The organism is Streptococcus parapneumoniae (assembly GCF_037076355.1).
In the GTDB taxonomy this organism is placed as follows: domain Bacteria; phylum Bacillota; class Bacilli; order Lactobacillales; family Streptococcaceae; genus Streptococcus; species Streptococcus parapneumoniae.
On record NZ_AP026968.1, the window covers coordinates 1299651 to 1316721 of the forward strand.

Below are 17071 nucleotides of genomic sequence, written 5' to 3' on the forward strand. Positions count from 1 at the left end.
TTTAGTCCTCGTATAATGGGAAGGCATCTGTCAATTCTTTGACTGCACTTCTCACTTCTTCTAAGACAGCCTCATTTTCTGCATTTTTAAGGGTTTTAATGATCAATTCAGCCACTTTGCGACTTTCTTCTTCACCAAATCCACGCGCAGTAATGGCTGCAGATCCGATACGAATCCCACTTGTCTTGAATGGTGACAAGGTTTCGTAAGGAATTGAATTTTTATTTAGGGTAATATTGACTTCATCCAGCAAGTTTTGAGCAACTTTTCCGTTTTCTACAACCTTAGTCACATCCACTAGGAAGAGATGGTTTTCAGTCCCACCAGAAATGATACGGAAATCAGGATCTTGCAAGAAGACTTCTACCATAGCCTTGCTGTTTTTGATGACATTGGCAGCGTATTCCTTGAAAGCCGGATCTAATATCTCTTTAAAGGAAACAGCCTTAGCGGCCACAACATGCTCCAAAGGACCGCCCTGAATACCAGGGAAAATAGCTGAATTGATCTTCTTAGCTAGGTCTTCATCATTAGTCAAAATCAAACCACCACGTGGTCCACGAAGGGTTTTGTGGGTCGTTGTTGTGGTGATATGAGCGTATGGTACTGGGCTTGGGTGAAGACCAGCAGCAACCAAACCAGCGATATGAGCCATATCTACCATGAGCTTAGCTCCAACAGCATCTGCGATTTCACGGAATTTTGAAAAGTCGATAATTTGAGAATAGGCTGAAGCACCTGCTACGATCAATTTTGGTTTTACTTCTTGGGCTTGTTTCAAGATAGCATCAAAATCCAAGAGTTCCGTTTCAGGGTCAACACTGTAAGAAACAAAGTTGTAGGTTTGACCTGAGAAACTAACTGGAGCTCCGTGGGTCAAGTGTCCACCTGCTGCCAAATCCATTCCCATAACGGTATCACCTGGCTCAATCAAGGCCATGTAAGCCGCACAGTTGGCTTGGCTTCCTGAGTGAGGTTGGACATTAGCGAATTTAGCGCCGAAAATTTCTTTTGCACGTTCAATAGCTAGACTTTCTACCACATCTACCACATCAGTTCCACCATAGTAACGGCGTCCTGGGTAACCTTCGGCGTATTTATTCGTCAAGATAGACCCTTGAGCTGCCATAATAGCCTTGGAAACTACGTTTTCCGAAGCAATCAACTCAATGTTGTTTTGTTGTCGTTCTTCTTCTTTGGCAATGGCATTCCAGAGATCAGCATCATATGCTTTAAAATCATCTTTGTCAAAAATCATAGGTCTTCTCCTTTTATTGTGTGACTAGTCCATTAGTTTAATTTTCTTATTAGAAAATCAAACTAAAAGATGCGAATAAACCGTTTCTGCATTTTATCACAAGTATAACCAACTTTTTCATAAAATGCATGAGCACCCAGACGATGATCGGCAGAGTTTAAGCGGATAAACCCATAACCACGTCTTTTTGCTTCTTGATCCAACCCTTGTAATAAGCTTTTACCAATACCTTGACCTTGCGCTTGAGGTGAAACTGCCAAAGCTAGAATATTAAATCCTGCTTTAGAATAAAGTGATTCATAGACCTCAGCGTGGACATATCCAAGTAAGACCTGACTAACTGCATCCTCATAGCCAAGTAGGAAATGATGGGAATCCTGAGACAGTCTAGCTAGTTGACTAGCTGTGTCCTCTGGACTAAAAGAATAGCCCAAAGCCTCTTGGTTGATGTCACAAATAGCTTTCACATCTGTTTCTCTTAAATTTCTTAGCATTTCATGCCTCCTCAAAAGAAATCTCTGGCAACCGAGCAAGAATATCTTCTCGCTTAATGGCCCCTTGGCGTAAGATTTTCACCTTGTCTCCAGACAAATCCAAAATAGTTGAATCCTGTCCAGTTAGAAAAGCATCGTCTTCCAGCCCCAGAACCTCTTGGTCAAAATCCTTCAAAATTTGATCAAAGGTCACTCCACTTTCCTGACCTGAAATATTGGCAGACGGTCCAATCAGGGGTCCTGTCATTCGAATTAAATCCAGTGTGATAGGGTGACTGGGCATCCGAAATCCAACAGTCGCGAGGCCAGAATTGACCCAATAGGGAACTCGGTCATTAGCTTCGAGAATAATGGTCAAAGGACCTGGCAAAAAGGTCTCTACAAGTTTTTGTAGATAAGTTGGCTGATTCTTTGAAAAGTGCAAGATGTCCTCGAGAGAATCGATATTGAGATTGAGTGCCTTGTCTCTAGGACGACGTTTGAGTTGGTAAACATGGTTAACTGCCTTTTCATCTAAGGCCTTAGCAAAAAGACCATAAACAGTCTCTGTAGGCAGAACAACAGCTCCACCCTTTTCCAACTCTTGCCTAATCCTGTCCATCATCAACCACAACCATCCTATCTTGACCAAATTGATCCTTAAGCGTTCTTACACGTTTTTCAGGAAGATGCTTCCTAAAAAGTTCAGGAACACTTTGACCTTGCTTGTATCCAATTTCAAGGTAAATCTTACCACCATCTTTGAGATAGTCTTTTGCATCTTCCGCAATTCTACGGTAAATAGCTAGGCCATCCTCGTCTGCAAAGAGAGCTAGATGAGGCTCCGAATGCAAAACATTCAAGCCTACCTCTGACTCATCTTCACGAGAGATATAGGGTGGATTGGAAACAATTATATCATATTTTTCAGAAATTTCTGTAAAACAGTCAGATTTTTTTAAAAATATTTGAAGATTTTGCTTTTTAGCATTTTCGTTAGCTACATCTAAAGCATCTTGGGAAATATCTGCTGCTATCACTGACCAAGCTGGTCTGTTTTTTGCTAGAGCGAGAGCAATAGCTCCACTACCTGTTCCAATATCCAGAACTGAAAGATTTGTCTCAGGATTTTCAGCTAAGATAAGCTCCACCAACTCCTCTGTCTCTGGACGAGGAATCAAAACCCGCTCATCCACTTTTAACTGCATTCCATAAAAATCTGCCTGTCCGATGATATACTGTGCTGGTTTATGAGCTGCTAACTGTTGGAAAATTTCTTTTACAAATAATTCTTCCTCTTCCGTCACTTCCTGCTGGAGGGCAAAAACAAAGTCTGTAAACGTGAGGTCTTTCAGACTACGATAGACAAAAGAGAGGCTTTCTGCTTCCTCTCCTTTTCTTATCAACTCTTCTTCAAAATCTGAAAATAATTGAGCTAATTTCATTATTTGTTTAATTCTTCTAATTTTTGCGTTTGGTCATAGAGCACCAAGGCATCCACAACTTCATCCAACTTACCAGACAAAATGGTATCTAGTTTTTGGAGGGTCAAGCCGATACGGTGGTCCGTGACACGGTTTTGTGGGAAGTTATAAGTACGAATCCGTTCTGAACGGTCACCAGTACCGATTGTCGACTTACGCTCAGCGTCTTGTTCATCTTGTGCAATCTGAGCAAAGTGGTCAGCAACACGCGCACGAATGATTTTCATGGCCTTCTCACGGTTCTTCTGCTGGGTACGTTCTTCCTGCATCTCAACCTTGATATTGGTTGGCAAGTGAACGATACGAACGGCAGTCGCAACCTTATTGACGTTCTGTCCACCAGCACCAGAGGCGTGATAGATGTCGACACGAAGGTCTTTGGGATCAATGTCGTATTCAACTTCTTCAACTTCTGGCATAACAAGAACTGTCGCTGTCGAAGTATGAACACGGCCTTGGCTTTCTGTCACAGGAACACGTTGCACACGATGGGCACCTGATTCGTACTTAAGCTTAGAGTATACAGACTGACCTGAAACCATGGCAACCACTTCTTTGAAACCGCCAACACCGTTCATAGAAGCCTCCATGACTTCAAAGCGCCAGCCTTGGGCTTCCGCATACTTTTGATACATGGTCAGAAGGTCACCAGCGAAAAGAGCTGCTTCATCTCCACCAGCGGCACCACGGATTTCAAGAATGATATTCTTATCATCGTTTGGATCTTTAGGAAGGAGCAAGATTTTCAGTTTTTCTTCGTATTCTTCTTTTTCAGCCTTGGCATCTTTGAGTTCTTGCTTGGCCATTTCTTCCAAGTCAGCATCTCCACCTGATTCCTTAATCATTTCTTCAGCGTCAACGATGTTTTGAAGGACTTGTTTGTACTCACGGTAGGCTGTTACGGTATCACGAGTTGAAGCTTCTTCTTTTGAAAGCTCCATAAAACGTTTGGTGTCAGAGACCACATCCGGGTCACTCAGCAATTCTCCTAATTCTTCATAACGGTCTTCTACAGCTTGTAGTTGATCATAGATGTTCATTTTTCTTCATTCTCCTTATTGATTTCAGGCGCAAAATAATGTTTACGGCAAACCGAGATATAGGTTTCATTACCACCGATCTGGATCTGTTCTCCATCATAAACGGGCAGTCCATCCTGTGTTCGCAAAACCATAGTCGCCTTTTTCTTACAATACTGACAGATGGTCTTGATTTCGTCAATCTTATCTGCTAAGAGCAAGAGATATTTGGAACCTTCGAATAGTTCATTGCGAAAGTCATTTTTCAAACCAAAGGCCATGACGGGTATGTCTAACTCGTCTACAACACGAGCTAGGTCATAAACATGATGACGTTTGAGAAACTGGGCTTCATCGACCAAAACACAGTATGGTTTCTCAGGTAAATCTCGGATAAATCCAAAAATATCTGTTGACTCCTCAATTGCAATGGCAGGGCGTTTCATGCCAATACGACTCGACACATAGCCAACACCGTCACGAGTATCCAGAGCCGAGGTCATAATCACAACACTTTTCCCCTGCTCCTCATAGTTATAGGCCACCTTGAGAATCTCGATTGTCTTTCCAGAGTTCATGGTCCCATAACGATAATACAACTGTGCCATGTTTCTTGCTTCACGTCCATTTCTAAATTTTTGCTACATTCTAGTATATCATAATTTTCTTAAGCTTTAAACGGCAAAATGTGGTAAAATAGAAGAAATCAAAAACTAGTGGAGGAAGCTATTATGCCATTTGTACGCATCGATTTATTTGAAGGACGCACGCTCGAGCAAAAGAAAGCTCTTGCTAAGGAAGTAACAGAAGCTATTGTCCGTAACACTGGAGCCCCTCAATCTGCTGTCCATGTCATCATCAACGACATGCCAGAAGGAACTTACTTCCCACAAGGGGAAATGCGCACCAAATAAGCTAGCTTAAGCAGAATTGCTTAGGCTTTTTCAATCCCCAAGTAGCATCCATTGAAGAAATAGTTCAAATTTGTTACAATTTGAAAAGAGACTTGGAAAAATTTCCAAGAAAAGAGCTATTTATTAAAGGAAACATTATGATTACACGTGAATTTGATACCATCGCTGCTATCTCTACTCCATTAGGTGAAGGAGCTATTGGTATTGTCCGCCTGAGCGGAACAGAAAGTTTTGCTATTGCGCAAAAAATATTCAAAGGAAAAGACTTGACCAAGGTTACCAGCCACACTCTCAACTATGGACATATCGTCGATCCTCTGACTGGTAAAATCATGGATGAAGTTATGGTCGGGGCCATGAAGTCTCCAAAGACCTTCACTCGTGAGGATATTATCGAGATTAACACCCACGGTGGGATTGCGGTGACCAATGAAATTCTCCAACTAGCTATCCGTGAAGGAGCTCGATTGGCAGAACCTGGTGAATTTACCAAACGTGCCTTTTTAAACGGTCGCGTGGATTTGACACAGGCCGAGGCAGTGATGGATATCATCCGTGCCAAGACTGACAAGGCCATGAACATTGCAGTTAAGCAATTAGACGGCTCCCTTTCTAACCTCATTAACAATACCCGTCAAGAAATCCTTAACACACTTGCCCAAGTTGAGGTTAATATCGACTATCCTGAGTATGACGATGTTGAAGAAGCGACTACTGCTGTGGTCCGAGAAAAGACAATGGAGTTTGAGCAATTGCTAACCAATCTCCTTAGAACAGCCCGTCGAGGTAAAATTCTTCGAGAAGGAATTTCAACGGCTATCATCGGACGCCCCAACGTTGGAAAATCCAGCCTCCTCAACAATCTCTTGCGTGAGGACAAGGCTATCGTTACAGACATTGCTGGTACTACACGTGATGTCATCGAAGAATACGTCAACATTAACGGTGTTCCTCTAAAATTGATTGACACAGCTGGTATTCGTGAAACGGATGACATCGTGGAACAAATCGGAGTTGAGCGTTCAAAAAAAGCCCTTAAGGAAGCTGACTTGGTTCTACTGGTGCTAAATGCCAGTGAACCACTAACCTCCCAAGACCGCCAACTCCTAGAAATCAGTCAGGATACTAATCGCATTATTCTACTTAATAAAACAGACCTGCCTGAAGCGATTGAAACTTCAGAACTACCTGAAGACGTTATTCGTATTTCAGTCCTTAAAAACCAAAATATCGATAAGATTGAAGAGAGAATCAACAACCTCTTCTTTGAAAATGCTGGTTTGGTTGAGCAAGACGCAACTTACTTGTCTAACGCCCGTCACATTTCCCTGATTGAAAAAGCAGTTGAAAGCCTACAAGCTGTTAACCAAGGTCTTGAACTGGGGATGCCTGTTGATTTACTTCAAGTTGACTTAACTCGTACTTGGGAAATCCTCGGAGAAATCACTGGGGATGCTGCTCCTGATGAACTCATCACCCAACTCTTTAGCCAATTCTGCTTAGGAAAATAAGAAAAATCCATGATCGTTCTTGCGGTCATGGATTTTATTGTCTTATTAGTAATCTGGTCTTAAGACACCTGTTACAGTTGCCTTAGTCGCTTCGTAGTCGCCATCTACGACAACCTTGATAATGCGTTTAGCATCTTCTTCTGGTGCTGGAACAAGAGGTAGACGAGTTGGTCCAGCTTCAAATCCCATATAGTTAAGAACTGCCTTAACTGGAGCAGGACTTGGATACGAGAAGAGGGCATTGACCTTAGGAATGAACTTGCGCTGAATAGCTGCAGCTTTCTTCATATCACTTTCTGCAATGGCAGTAAACATCTCGTGCATTTCATCCCCATTTGTATGAGAGGCAACAGAAATAACCCCGTCAGCACCAAGGTTCATAGCATGGAAAGCATCTCCATCCTCACCAGTATAGACCAAGAACTCTTCTGGTTTGTGCTCAATCAAGTAAGCCATATTTGCTAAACTAGTACATTCTTTGACACCGATGATATTTGGATGGTCAGCCAAACGAAGCATGGTTTCTGGAGTCAATTCGACAACCACACGACCTGGAATATTATAGATAATAATTGGTAGGTCAGAAGCATCTGCAATGGCTTTAAAATGCTGATACATTCCTTCTTGAGAAGGTTTGTTGTAGTAAGGAACAATAGCAAGACCAGCAGCAAAACCGCCGAATTCCGCTACTTCTTTGACAAATTCGATAGAGTCACGCGTATCATTGGTACCTACACCCGCAATCAAAGGAACGCGTCCATTGACAATCTTTTGTACAGCTGCAAAGAGTTGCAACTCCTCATCATGGGTCAAGGTTGGACTCTCAGCAGTCGTTCCAGCTAGAAGAATGCCGTCTGTATGATGGGCCAATAAATGCTCAATCAAGGCTGGAATGGCATCAAAGTTAATGGAACCATCCTCGTGAAAGGGGGTAATAAAGGCTGTGATGATTTTACACTCTTTTAAATCTTGATAAGACATGAAAACACCTCTCTATTTCAAAGAAGGAGTTCATCTGAACTCCTAAACGATATGACTATTTTAATTCAAATTTCAATTCGGCAGTTGGACGAACCAAGCCACGTTCGTGCAAAGTTTCAGCAATCTGAACTGAGTTCCAAGCAGCACCTTTGAGAAGGTTATCTGAAACAACCCACATGTGAATTCCTTTTTCTGCATCCAAGTCTTTACGGATACGACCAACAAAGGTATCGCGTGAACCAACTGCATTGATGGCTTGCGGATAGATTTGATGAGCTACATCATCTTCGAGAACAGCACCCGGGAAGGCTGCGATAGCTGCTTTGACTTCTTCAATTGGAGCCACTTCTTTTGTTTCGATATAAACTGACTCAGAGTGAGCTGACAAGACTGGAATACGCACACATGTTGCAGATACTGCAATGCTATCATCTTCCATAATTTTCTTAGTTTCCTTGGTCATCTTCATCTCTTCGTAAGTGTAATCATTGTCAGTGAAGACATCGATTTGTGGAAGAGCATTAAAAGCGATAGGATAATGTTTCTTGTCACCACCTGAAGGCAAGATTTCGGCATGCAAATCACGTGGGTTTACACCATCATTCAAGACTTCACGAAGTTCACGTTGTGTTTCAAGAATCGCTCCCATACCAGCACCTGAGACGGCTTGGTAAGTTGAAACGATGATACGATCCAAGCCCCATTTTTGGCGAACTGGCTCAAGAGCTACCATCATTTGGATTGTTGAACAGTTAGGGCAAGCAATAATCCCGTTGTGGGCATCAAGTGCGTGAGCATTGACCTCTGGAACAACCAAAGGAACGTCTGGATTTTGACGGAAGTAAGATGTATTATCTACTACTACCGCTCCAGCTTTAACTGCGTATGGTGCATACTTAGCTGATGTAGAACCACCTGCTGAAAAGAGAGCAATGTCAACTCCTTCAAAAGCTGTTTCAGTCGTTTCTTCAATCGTAATATCTTGGTCTTTAAATTTTAAAGTCTTGCCTGCTGAACGTGCAGAAGCAAGTAAATGAATTTTATCGATTGGAAGTGTTGATTCTTCCAACATTTTTATCATCTGAGCACCGACAGCACCTGTCGCGCCGACTACAGCAACTGTATATCCCATAAATAACCTCTTTCGGAATTTTCTAAAAATTTCTATAATAGAAGTATTATACTACTTTTTCCATGAATTGCAAAGCTTTTTCATCATTTTTTGAAAAATAAAAGTCCCCAGTCGCTAGACTAGGGACTAAGAGGCATCTTCATGTGATGAGCAGGTTCACACAACTCATCAAGGTCCGCTCCTGCGTTATGACCTCCTTATGCTCAATAGTAGTCCGAAGACTACCTATCGACTCATCGCATCTACTATTCTACTAAAGAGAATGACTTTTGTCAACAGCCAAAACGCTTTAACTTCATTTATACAGGTCAATAAGAAAAACCTTAGTCTCCCAAGGTCATTTTGTTTCTATCATGCTAATTGCCGGGATTGAACCGGCGACCTCATCCTTACCATGGATGCGCTCTGCCAACTGAGCTAAATCAGCTTACTCAAGAAGTATACTATAATCAGAAAAACTTGTCAAGTTTCCTTAGAAATTTTCTATAAGAAAAAGCCAGATAAAGGCTACCTAGCTTGTCCTGTTCTATTTGCTCAAATCGATTCGACGACCAATTTTACCAATAATAATCGCTCCAATAATCAATGAAGCAAATTCACCGATCCCTGTTGTAAACCAAGTAAGGAAGAATGGTAATTCTGCTACAATATTTAACTCTGCAGCGATAGTAAACATGGAAATTGAAAAGAGGATTGAAAAGAAGAAATGATCTTTTCGAATCAATCCGTTAAAGAGGTAATCCTTGCTGTATTTTGCAAAAAGCCAAACACCTAAACTGAGGAATACCAAGGTTGATCCACCACCAACAAAGACATCTAGTAGTCCGAAGCTAAAGAAATTAGCAATCATACAACCGATAGTAACTCCGATGATGTACTTAGGATTGTAAAAAGCCATAAAGTTCATCATTTCTGAAATACGGAACTGATAAGCACCATAGCTAATGGCATTTAGAGGTGGTGTGACAGTTAAAACGACATAGATAGCAGCAACGATTGCAATGTCTGCAACATCACGAATAGTTAATTTTTTCATCTTTTCTCCTTTAGCGGGTTATCCGCGTGTAATATGCTTGGTGAAAGAAGCTAAGCACCAAGGGTTGCTTTATTCAACCTTACTAGTATAGCACAATAGCCTGCTTTATGCTATACTTAAAGCATGAAAATTCGTATTCAAAAATTTTTTAACAATGAAATCTTAGCCTATCTCTTTTTTGGCCTTACAACAACTCTAGTTTCGATTCTCTCACGACTAGTCATTTATCAACTAAGTCATCAGGAACTCCTTGCTACTGCCCTAGCAAATATTATTGGTATTCTATTTGCCTTTATCACAAATGATAGGCTTGTATTTAAGCAAGCAAGGAAGAAGCGACTTATCCGTTTAGTGAAATTTTTTCTTGCCCGCCTTTCTACTTTTCTGTTAGACTTGCTCTTTACTTTTCTGTTTGTGACTCAATTCCCTCATATCATAGGGCAATTCGTAAATGAAAATCTTGATAAAGTAAATGCAATCGAAACGATAATTGCACAATTATTGATAATTATTCTTAATTACATTTTAAGCAAGGTCTATGTTTTTAACAAATAGAACTTCTGAGCATCTATCTTGCAAGCTTTTCTTAATTAATATATAATAAATAGTAAAAATTTTTGAAAGGATATTATGAAAATGTTAAAAGATCTTAAAGCATTTTTGCTTCGTGGTAATGTTGTTGACCTTGCTGTCGGTGTGATCATTGCCTCTGCTTTTGGTGCTATCGTAACTTCACTTGTAAACGACATTATCACTCCTCTTATTTTAAATCCCGCTTTGAAAGCTGCTAAAGTCGAACGTATCGCTCAACTTTCTTGGCATGGAGTCGGCTATGGTAACTTTTTAAGTGCTATTATCAATTTTATCTTTGTCGGTACCGCCCTCTTCTTTATTATCAAGGGTATTGAAAAAGCACAGAAACTGACTGGTATAAAGGAAGAAAAAACTGACGAAAAAAAACCAACCGAATTGGAAGTCCTTCAAGAAATCAAAGCTCTTCTTGAGAAAAAATAATCGTTTAAAAGGATCTAGCACAAAGCTAAATCCTTTTTTCTTTACTCTTTGGGTAACTTGCCTGCTTTTTCTAACATCTTCTTAATAAGATAAGGCATCTTGACATTCTCCCGACCTTTTTTCTCAATCAATTTTTTCACAAATTCTGGCATTTGTAAATCTTCAGATTCAGCCAAAATGTTTTTCGTCTCGTCTGAAGGAACTAACTCATCAAAGGTTTCTTCTTCTGGGAGAAATTCCTTAAACTCTTGATCTTCATTGGCTCTGACTGTACTAATCAAGGCATCAATCAAACGAGAATCCGTATTTGGCATTGGTGGTCGATGGTAGTTCACACCCAATTCTTGACACAAGTCATAACATTCCACATCGTTGTCAAACAAGACTTCAATATGCTCACTAATGAAGCTGATAGGAACAAAAATATAATGGTCTGGATGTTCTGTCTGTTCTCTGAGATACTCCAAAACATCTGGTTTAATCCATGGAATCCCGATATCACTCTCACTTTGCCAAGTGTTAGTATATTGCTCTGAACTCAAGCCTAGTTTTTCAGCAACTAACTTGCTATTTTCGAAAATTTGGTCAATATATGGGTCACCAAAATCCAAGGCAAAAATGGGCACACTGTGAGCTGAAAAGATGACTTTAAAGCTATCCTGCTTTACTTCTTCTTTTAAAATTTTACCAATTTCATCTGCCCAATAGTTTAAGAGCGCTTCTTCTTGATACCAGTCCTTAATAACTAAAAATTGAATTTGCTTGCTTTCTAAAAATTTTTCATAGCCCATGACAGAGTAAAAAGAATAATGAGGCTCCAAAATCAAACAAATACATTGCTCGATTCCGTCTGCTTCCATCTGACCAATCACATCTGGGATAAAAGGTCTAGAAAACTTATTAGCAAAATAGACACTATATTCATTTCCTAGCCTAGCTTCTACCAAGGCAACTTCTTCACGAGTAATTCTTTGCAGAGGCGTGCCTCCAATTCGTACATAATTATCATAGAGAGTTTGAATCTCGTGGTCTTGAGGTCTCACTCCACGACGAATATTTGTGAAAAAATCAGCTACACCTTCAAAGGTAATCTCTTCTGGCGAACCGAATGTCATCATTAAAATTGCTTTTTTCATAACTGCTTCCTTGTGATGTTTTTATCAAGTTTATTTTATCATTTATCCATTAATAAGTAAACGCCAACATAGCGAATTTCCCGAACTTCTGTCTTTTGTTTTTCTCTTCTTTCTATGATACAATGGAAAAAATGAATTCAAAAGGAGTTTTTTATGACTTATCCAAATCTCTTGGACCGCTTCTTGACTTACGTTAAGGTCAACACGCGCTCTGATGAACACTCTACTACTACTCCAAGTACGCAGAGTCAGGTTGACTTCGCAACCAATGTTCTTATTCCTGAAATGAAACGTGTTGGATTACAAAATGTTTATTATCTACCAAATGGTTTTGCAATTGGGACCTTACCAGCCAATGATCCATCTTTAACACGTAAAATTGGCTTTATATCTCACATGGATACTGCTGACTTTAATGCCGAAGGAGTCAATCCACAGGTAATTGAAAACTACGATGGTGGTGTGATTGAACTTGGAAATTCTGGTTTCAAACTCGATCCATCTGACTTTAAGAGTCTTGAGAAATATCCAGGACAAACGCTTATCACAACCGATGGAACAACCTTGCTGGGGGCTGATGACAAGTCAGGAATTGCTGAGATTATGACTGCCATTGAATATCTAACTGCTCATCCTGAAATCAAACACTGTGAAATTCGTGTTGGTTTTGGTCCAGATGAAGAAATCGGTGTTGGTGCCAATAAATTTGATGCAGAAGATTTTGATGTGGATTTTGCCTACACTGTTGATGGTGGCCCATTAGGTGAGCTTCAGTACGAGACCTTCTCAGCAGCTGGTGCTGAATTGCATTTCCAAGGCCGTAATGTCCACCCTGGTACTGCCAAAGGGCAAATGGTCAACGCCCTTCAGCTAGCAATTGATTTTCACAATCAACTTCCAGAGAATGACCGACCTGAGTTAACGGATGGTTACCAAGGGTTCTACCATCTTATGGATGTAACAGGTAGTGTTGAGGAGGCAAGTGCTAGCTACATCATTCGCGATTTTGAAAAAGATGCCTTTGAATCGCGTAAAGCAGCTATGCAGTCTATCGCTGATAAGATGAATCAAGAATTTGGTAGCGACCGTGTTACCCTAAACTTGACAGATCAGTACTACAATATGAAAGAAGTCATTGAAAAAGATATGACTCCAATTACCATTGCTAAAGCCGTTATGGAAGATCTGGGTATCACTCCTATTATCGAACCAATCCGTGGAGGGACAGACGGCTCTAAGATTTCCTTTATGGGAATCCCAACTCCCAATATCTTTGCTGGTGGCGAGAACATGCACGGTCGTTTTGAATACGTCAGCCTTCAGACTATGGAACGTGCAGTTGATACAATTATTGGCATCGTAGCTTATAAAGACTAAAAAGACGAGGTAGCTCAGCTACTTCGCCTTTCTTTTTATTCTGCTGGTTTTTCTTGATTTCCAGTAGCTGTAGAAGATTCTGTTGTTTCATTTTTTGAAGTTGATTCAACAGGTTTAGAATCTCTTGTATTGGTTGGTTTGTTTTCGTCGCTAGCAGTTTCACTGTTAGATTCTGCAGTTGCGTTTGGTTGGTTCTCAGCACTGGTATTATCACCATTTGCCTCGGCATTTCTTGCTGGACTTGTTTCTTCACTTGCGCTAGCTTTTGACTGGATTTGGTGATTCAAAACTAGAATAGCTTTTGTCAATTCAAGTAAAGCTGCTTTGTCTTTACTCTTAGCAGAAAGTTGATCTAGTAATGCATCCACTTTATCAAAGTCATCATCAGAACCATTATTACTTTCTAAATAAGAGTGAAGCGATATGAGAATATCGTAGAGTTTTTGATAGAGTACAAGTGTCTGAGGATCTTGTTCAGCATTTTCCTTCTCTTGTTGAAGGGCGCTAGCGATACGAGTCAAGACATCTTTTACCTGGCTATTTACTTCATCCAAGTCTGCATCAGCCTTGTTTGTGGCAGCTTTGAGATTTTCTACTTCTTCTGCCAAGAATTGTCTGATTCCTTCTTCTTGGATTTGCTCCAAGAGTTGATTTGCCTTGCTCAAGAGGCTTTCTACTTCTTCCTTGCTAACATGATTGACATGCTCTTCTTTTTTAAGATCAGGATAAAGATCTTTCAAAAATTCATAAATCGCTTGCTTAGCAGATTGGTTATCAACTGTTTCTTTATCTAGAACTGTTTCATTTACTTTTGTAGAAGCTGGCTGATTTTTCAAAGCCTCTTCTACTTCTTGTTTTGTTTGATAAATGCTTGGGAACAGTTTATTCAAGTCCACAGCCTTACGGAAGGATTGGGATTGATATAAAGTAAAAGTCAAATTAGCTACTTTATTACGAAGCTCATCACTTAAACGACCATCATTTACATTCTCATAGAAGTACTTGATATATTCCACTGTTGTATCGCCAGTACGATCATTAAAGTCTTGAAGAGCTTGAAGTTGTGATTCAACCGCTGCTAAACCAGCCTCATCTTTAGCCAACTTAGCTTCCTGGAGTCGAACGAGAAGGTCTTTCTTAGGAAGTCCATAAGTGTCTGTATCTAGCGTATTGATTTTATCAATCAAGGATTGATATTTCTTATCTAAAGCACTTGTTTCAACAGGTTTGACACTTTCATCAATATGGATATATTGCTTATCAAAGAGATCAAGTGTCGCAAGATAACCTGCTGTAGAGTTAGTTGCTAGTTTCTTCATATTTTCAGTAAACTGTCCTAAGGCTAACTCAATCTGTCTTTGTTTGATTGGATCGTCTTTATAGACGTTTCGACTTTCAGCAAGAAGTTGATCTACTTTTGCTAAAACTGTTTTCTCATCAAAGGCCCCAGGCTGATAGTTGGATTTCAGGGCTGGAATCTTGTTTTTCAAGGCTACTTCATAGCCCTTAGTTTGAACCTTGATGTAGTGATTGTGGTCTCCATGAGGGATCACAAAACTGCCGTTTTCAACCTGCAAACGATAAGGTGATACGCGATCACGTAAGGCAGTCGTATAAAGTTCATTTAGGAAATCAAGTTCAGGATTTCCAGTTTGGAGTGGAAGTCGAACGTGTTCCTTACGAACAGCATAGGGATGGATATGAGTTGGATCGTAGGCTTGGTCAGGATTATTAAATACAAAGAAACCTTTTGAAATTCTAATAGCTTCAAGTGGAACCCCATAGGTCTTAGAAATATAAGCTATTTTTTCTTCATCACTAGCATCTTTAGAGAATGATTCAACAGATTTTGCAAGTGGTTGAACAGGCTCTGCATCATGATGTGTTTTCAAATGATCCTGAGCTTCCTTAATTTGTTCTGGTGTCAAGTCCTTCTTGAAGAAGTAATGATTGTGGTCTCCGTGACTCATGACAAATCCTTGATCATCCTCACTAATGACACGATCGGCATCAAAACCGTGATCGTGATCTTCACCATGATGGTGGTCATGCTCATCGCCATCGTGATCGTCATCATGAGCTGGATTTGGTGTAGCTGTATTTGCCCCTTTCAAGTGGTCTTGCGCTGCCTTAATTTGCTCTGCTGACAAGTCCTTCTTGAAGAAATAATGATTGTGGTTACCATGACTCATAATAAAGCCTTGCTCATCTTCAGCAATAATACGATTGGCATCAAAGCCGTGTCCACCTTCTTCATGTTCCTCATGTGAAACACTAGGATTGGCTGCAAGAGACGGCGAAGGTGCTACTAGACCATTGTTTGGAAGAGTCGGTTGCCCAATTACGGTCGATTTTGGAATGTAATGGAAATGATCACCATGTCTTACAATATAAGCTGTTGCTGTTTCCTCGACAATATCTTTAGGATTAAAGATATAACCATCAGATGTTGAAGAGATAGGCTTATTTGTAAGTAATGAGGCATGATTCAAAGTAGATGGACTACTTGAAAGACTTCCTAGACTAGACGCTGCTTCATGAGGTTTTTCATTTGTAGAGACCGTAGAACCAGTTCCACCGATAGGCACCATTCTAGCAATCTTTTCTTCTAAAGGAGAGAGTTTGCTGTAAGGAATAAAGTGATAATGGTCGCCATGTGGAATCGCAACTCCATTTGGTGTACGACTGATAATCTTAGCAGGGTCAAAGACCAAGCCATCTGATTCACTGTAACGTTGGTCGCTAGGTAAATCATAGAGTTCTTTCAATAGACTCTGGAGATTTTCAGCTTTATTTGCTGGCTTGCTAGTTGAGCCTTGTGCTACAGATTGCGTGTTATTGTCACTAGCTGTTGAAGAATAGCTTAACTGGCTCGGTTGCGTATTTTTCCCAGCTAAATAAGCTTTTGCTGCTGCTAATTCACTAGCAGACAAATCACTTTTTGGAATGTAGTGATAGTGACCTCCGTGAGGAACGATATAAGCATCACCCGTATCTTCGATAATATCAGCTGGATTAAAGACATAACCATCATCTGTCGTATAACGTCCCTGAGACCTTGCTACAGCGACATCTGAGCTGACCTTCTCATTATCTTTGACATGTTCTTGTTTTTGACGATTGATTTCATCTTTGGTTCGAATATTATCAGCATGAGCTGCATCTTTCAGGTAGACATAATATTTTCCATCGATCTTGATGATATAACCACCCTTGACCTCATTGACAATATCAGCGTCTTTAAGTTGATAGTTTGGGTCCTTCATCAAAAGTTCTTCACTAAAGAGGGCATCATAAGGAACTTTCCCATTATAGTAATGATAGTGATCACCGTGTGACGTTACATAGCCCTGATCTGTAATCTTAATGACAATTTGCTCAGCCTGAATTCCTTCTTTTTGGCTAACCTGGTCTGGTGTCAAGTTTTCAGTTTTCTGACTTGACTGACTGCCATCCACATAAGAGACACGATTATTGTCCTTATTTTCCTGCGAACGATGCTGGTTTAGTGCATATGCACATAGACTCAAGGATACGATAACAGCTGATCCAGCTGCTATATACTTTTTACTGAATTTCATAAATCCCTCATTTCAATAAATGATGAAGCTTTTTCTTAACTTCTTTTTCTCGGTTAAACATTTTTTCTAAACTGGTTATTTAACCATTTAATTAACCAGTAAATAGTTTACCTTTTTTAAGTTTATCTGTCAAGATTTTTATATCATTTAAAAAA

At 40.2% G+C, this 17071-nt stretch carries 16 protein-coding genes, 1 tRNA gene and 1 riboswitch; of the genes, 5 read left to right on the forward strand and 12 right to left on the reverse strand.

Going from position 1 to position 17071, the window contains the following annotated elements:
- Window position 1: 1 nt before the first annotated feature.
- The 6 genes from glyA to SP4011_RS06815 all read right to left on the reverse strand — a co-directional run bounded on the left by glyA (window position 2) and on the right by SP4011_RS06815 (window position 4842).
- On the reverse strand, window positions 2–1258 hold the full coding sequence (glyA, locus tag SP4011_RS06790; RefSeq protein WP_338618433.1) for a serine hydroxymethyltransferase: 1257 nt from the start codon (window positions 1256–1258) through the stop codon (window positions 2–4).
- 62 nt (window positions 1259–1320) lie between these two features.
- The gene (locus SP4011_RS06795; protein WP_338618434.1) at window positions 1321–1752 is read right to left on the reverse strand and encodes a GNAT family N-acetyltransferase; all 432 of its coding nucleotides are present in this window, start codon (window positions 1750–1752) and stop codon (window positions 1321–1323) included.
- Window position 1753: 1 nt separating this feature from the next.
- Window positions 1754–2356 (reverse strand): L-threonylcarbamoyladenylate synthase, encoded by a 603-nt coding sequence (locus SP4011_RS06800; RefSeq protein WP_338618436.1) that lies wholly within the window; start codon window positions 2354–2356, stop codon window positions 1754–1756.
- Window positions 2340–3176: a peptide chain release factor N(5)-glutamine methyltransferase gene (gene prmC, locus SP4011_RS06805; RefSeq protein WP_338618438.1), complete on the reverse strand. Its 837-nt coding sequence runs from the start codon at window positions 3174–3176 to the stop codon at window positions 2340–2342. Before prmC ends, SP4011_RS06800 begins: the two co-directional genes overlap by 17 nt.
- Window positions 3176–4255 carry a peptide chain release factor 1 gene (gene prfA / locus SP4011_RS06810; RefSeq protein ID WP_001028815.1) on the reverse strand — a complete coding sequence of 360 codons (1080 nt, stop codon included), beginning with the start codon at window positions 4253–4255 and terminating at the stop codon, window positions 3176–3178. Before prfA ends, prmC begins: the two co-directional genes overlap by 1 nt.
- Entirely contained in the window at window positions 4252–4842 is a 591-nt protein-coding gene (locus SP4011_RS06815; RefSeq protein ID WP_338618440.1) for a thymidine kinase, read from the reverse strand. The genes prfA and SP4011_RS06815 overlap by 4 nt, the downstream gene beginning before the upstream one ends.
- A gap of 123 nt (window positions 4843–4965) precedes the next feature.
- On the opposite strand from SP4011_RS06815, the gene SP4011_RS06820 reads away from it, so the two are divergent.
- The gene (locus SP4011_RS06820; RefSeq protein ID WP_001117397.1) at window positions 4966–5148 is read left to right on the forward strand and encodes a 4-oxalocrotonate tautomerase; all 183 of its coding nucleotides are present in this window, start codon (window positions 4966–4968) and stop codon (window positions 5146–5148) included.
- Between the two features lie 137 nt (window positions 5149–5285).
- Window positions 5286–6659 (forward strand): tRNA uridine-5-carboxymethylaminomethyl(34) synthesis GTPase MnmE, encoded by a 1374-nt coding sequence (mnmE, locus tag SP4011_RS06825; RefSeq protein ID WP_338618443.1) that lies wholly within the window; start codon window positions 5286–5288, stop codon window positions 6657–6659.
- 45 nt (window positions 6660–6704) lie between these two features.
- Here the strand turns inward: mnmE and dapA are convergent, their stop codons facing one another.
- The 4 genes from dapA to SP4011_RS06845 all read right to left on the reverse strand — a co-directional run bounded on the left by dapA (window position 6705) and on the right by SP4011_RS06845 (window position 9808).
- Window positions 6705–7640 carry a 4-hydroxy-tetrahydrodipicolinate synthase gene (gene dapA, locus SP4011_RS06830; RefSeq protein ID WP_338618444.1) on the reverse strand — a complete coding sequence of 312 codons (936 nt, stop codon included), beginning with the start codon at window positions 7638–7640 and terminating at the stop codon, window positions 6705–6707.
- 55 nt (window positions 7641–7695) lie between these two features.
- Window positions 7696–8772: an aspartate-semialdehyde dehydrogenase gene (locus SP4011_RS06835; RefSeq protein WP_338618445.1), complete on the reverse strand. Its 1077-nt coding sequence runs from the start codon at window positions 8770–8772 to the stop codon at window positions 7696–7698.
- A 354-nt stretch (window positions 8773–9126) separates the two neighbouring features.
- Window positions 9127–9199: transfer RNA gene (locus tag SP4011_RS06840), tRNA-Thr, on the reverse strand.
- A gap of 99 nt (window positions 9200–9298) precedes the next feature.
- Window positions 9299–9808 carry a QueT transporter family protein gene (locus tag SP4011_RS06845; protein WP_000737071.1) on the reverse strand — a complete coding sequence of 170 codons (510 nt, stop codon included), beginning with the start codon at window positions 9806–9808 and terminating at the stop codon, window positions 9299–9301.
- A riboswitch (PreQ1 riboswitch) is annotated at window positions 9806–9903 on the reverse strand. (Overlaps the previous gene by 3 nt.)
- 28 nt (window positions 9904–9931) lie before the next feature.
- Between SP4011_RS06845 and SP4011_RS06850 the strand changes: the two genes are divergently transcribed.
- A complete protein-coding gene (locus SP4011_RS06850) occupies window positions 9932–10363 on the forward strand; it encodes a GtrA family protein (RefSeq protein ID WP_338618447.1) in 432 nt (143 codons plus the stop codon).
- An 81-nt stretch (window positions 10364–10444) separates the two neighbouring features.
- Window positions 10445–10822, forward strand: a complete 378-nt coding sequence (mscL, locus tag SP4011_RS06855; RefSeq protein ID WP_000910204.1) for a large conductance mechanosensitive channel protein MscL — start codon at window positions 10445–10447, stop codon at window positions 10820–10822.
- A gap of 41 nt (window positions 10823–10863) precedes the next feature.
- Here the strand turns inward: mscL and hemH are convergent, their stop codons facing one another.
- Complete coding sequence (gene hemH, locus SP4011_RS06860; protein ID WP_338618448.1) at window positions 10864–11958, reverse strand: ferrochelatase; 1095 nt, start codon at window positions 11956–11958, stop codon at window positions 10864–10866.
- Window positions 11959–12111: 153 nt separating this feature from the next.
- Between hemH and pepT the strand changes: the two genes are divergently transcribed.
- Window positions 12112–13335, forward strand: a complete 1224-nt coding sequence (gene pepT, locus SP4011_RS06865) for a peptidase T (RefSeq protein ID WP_338618449.1) — start codon at window positions 12112–12114, stop codon at window positions 13333–13335.
- A gap of 35 nt (window positions 13336–13370) precedes the next feature.
- Here pepT and SP4011_RS06870 read toward each other — a convergent pair whose 3' ends face one another.
- Window positions 13371–16916, reverse strand: coding sequence for a pneumococcal-type histidine triad protein (locus SP4011_RS06870; RefSeq protein WP_338618451.1), 3546 nt, complete (start codon window positions 16914–16916; stop codon window positions 13371–13373).
- Window positions 16917–17071 lie beyond the last annotated feature (155 nt).

Excerpts from the sequence above, each read along its gene's own strand:
- SP4011_RS06835 (WP_338618445.1), bottom strand. The coding sequence starts at position 8,772 with ATGGGATATACAGTTGCTGTAGTCGGCGCGACAGGTGCTGTCGGTGCT.
- prfA (WP_001028815.1), bottom strand. The coding sequence starts at position 4,255 with ATGAACATCTATGATCAACTACAAGCTGTAGAAGACCGTTATGAAGAA.
- dapA (WP_338618444.1), bottom strand. The coding sequence starts at position 7,640 with ATGTCTTATCAAGATTTAAAAGAGTGTAAAATCATCACAGCCTTTATT.
- pepT (WP_338618449.1), top strand. The coding sequence starts at position 12,112 with ATGACTTATCCAAATCTCTTGGACCGCTTCTTGACTTACGTTAAGGTC.
- SP4011_RS06800 (WP_338618436.1), bottom strand. The coding sequence starts at position 2,356 with ATGATGGACAGGATTAGGCAAGAGTTGGAAAAGGGTGGAGCTGTTGTT.
- SP4011_RS06850 (WP_338618447.1), top strand. The coding sequence starts at position 9,932 with ATGAAAATTCGTATTCAAAAATTTTTTAACAATGAAATCTTAGCCTAT.
- SP4011_RS06845 (WP_000737071.1), bottom strand. The coding sequence starts at position 9,808 with ATGAAAAAATTAACTATTCGTGATGTTGCAGACATTGCAATCGTTGCT.
- SP4011_RS06870 (WP_338618451.1), bottom strand. The coding sequence starts at position 16,916 with ATGAAATTCAGTAAAAAGTATATAGCAGCTGGATCAGCTGTTATCGTA.
- mscL (WP_000910204.1), top strand. The coding sequence starts at position 10,445 with ATGTTAAAAGATCTTAAAGCATTTTTGCTTCGTGGTAATGTTGTTGAC.
- prmC (WP_338618438.1), bottom strand. The coding sequence starts at position 3,176 with ATGAAATTAGCTCAATTATTTTCAGATTTTGAAGAAGAGTTGATAAGA.
- hemH (WP_338618448.1), bottom strand. The coding sequence starts at position 11,958 with ATGAAAAAAGCAATTTTAATGATGACATTCGGTTCGCCAGAAGAGATT.
- glyA (WP_338618433.1), bottom strand. The coding sequence starts at position 1,258 with ATGATTTTTGACAAAGATGATTTTAAAGCATATGATGCTGATCTCTGG.
- SP4011_RS06815 (WP_338618440.1), bottom strand. The coding sequence starts at position 4,842 with ATGGCACAGTTGTATTATCGTTATGGGACCATGAACTCTGGAAAGACA.
- SP4011_RS06795 (WP_338618434.1), bottom strand. The coding sequence starts at position 1,752 with ATGCTAAGAAATTTAAGAGAAACAGATGTGAAAGCTATTTGTGACATC.
- SP4011_RS06820 (WP_001117397.1), top strand. The coding sequence starts at position 4,966 with ATGCCATTTGTACGCATCGATTTATTTGAAGGACGCACGCTCGAGCAA.
- mnmE (WP_338618443.1), top strand. The coding sequence starts at position 5,286 with ATGATTACACGTGAATTTGATACCATCGCTGCTATCTCTACTCCATTA.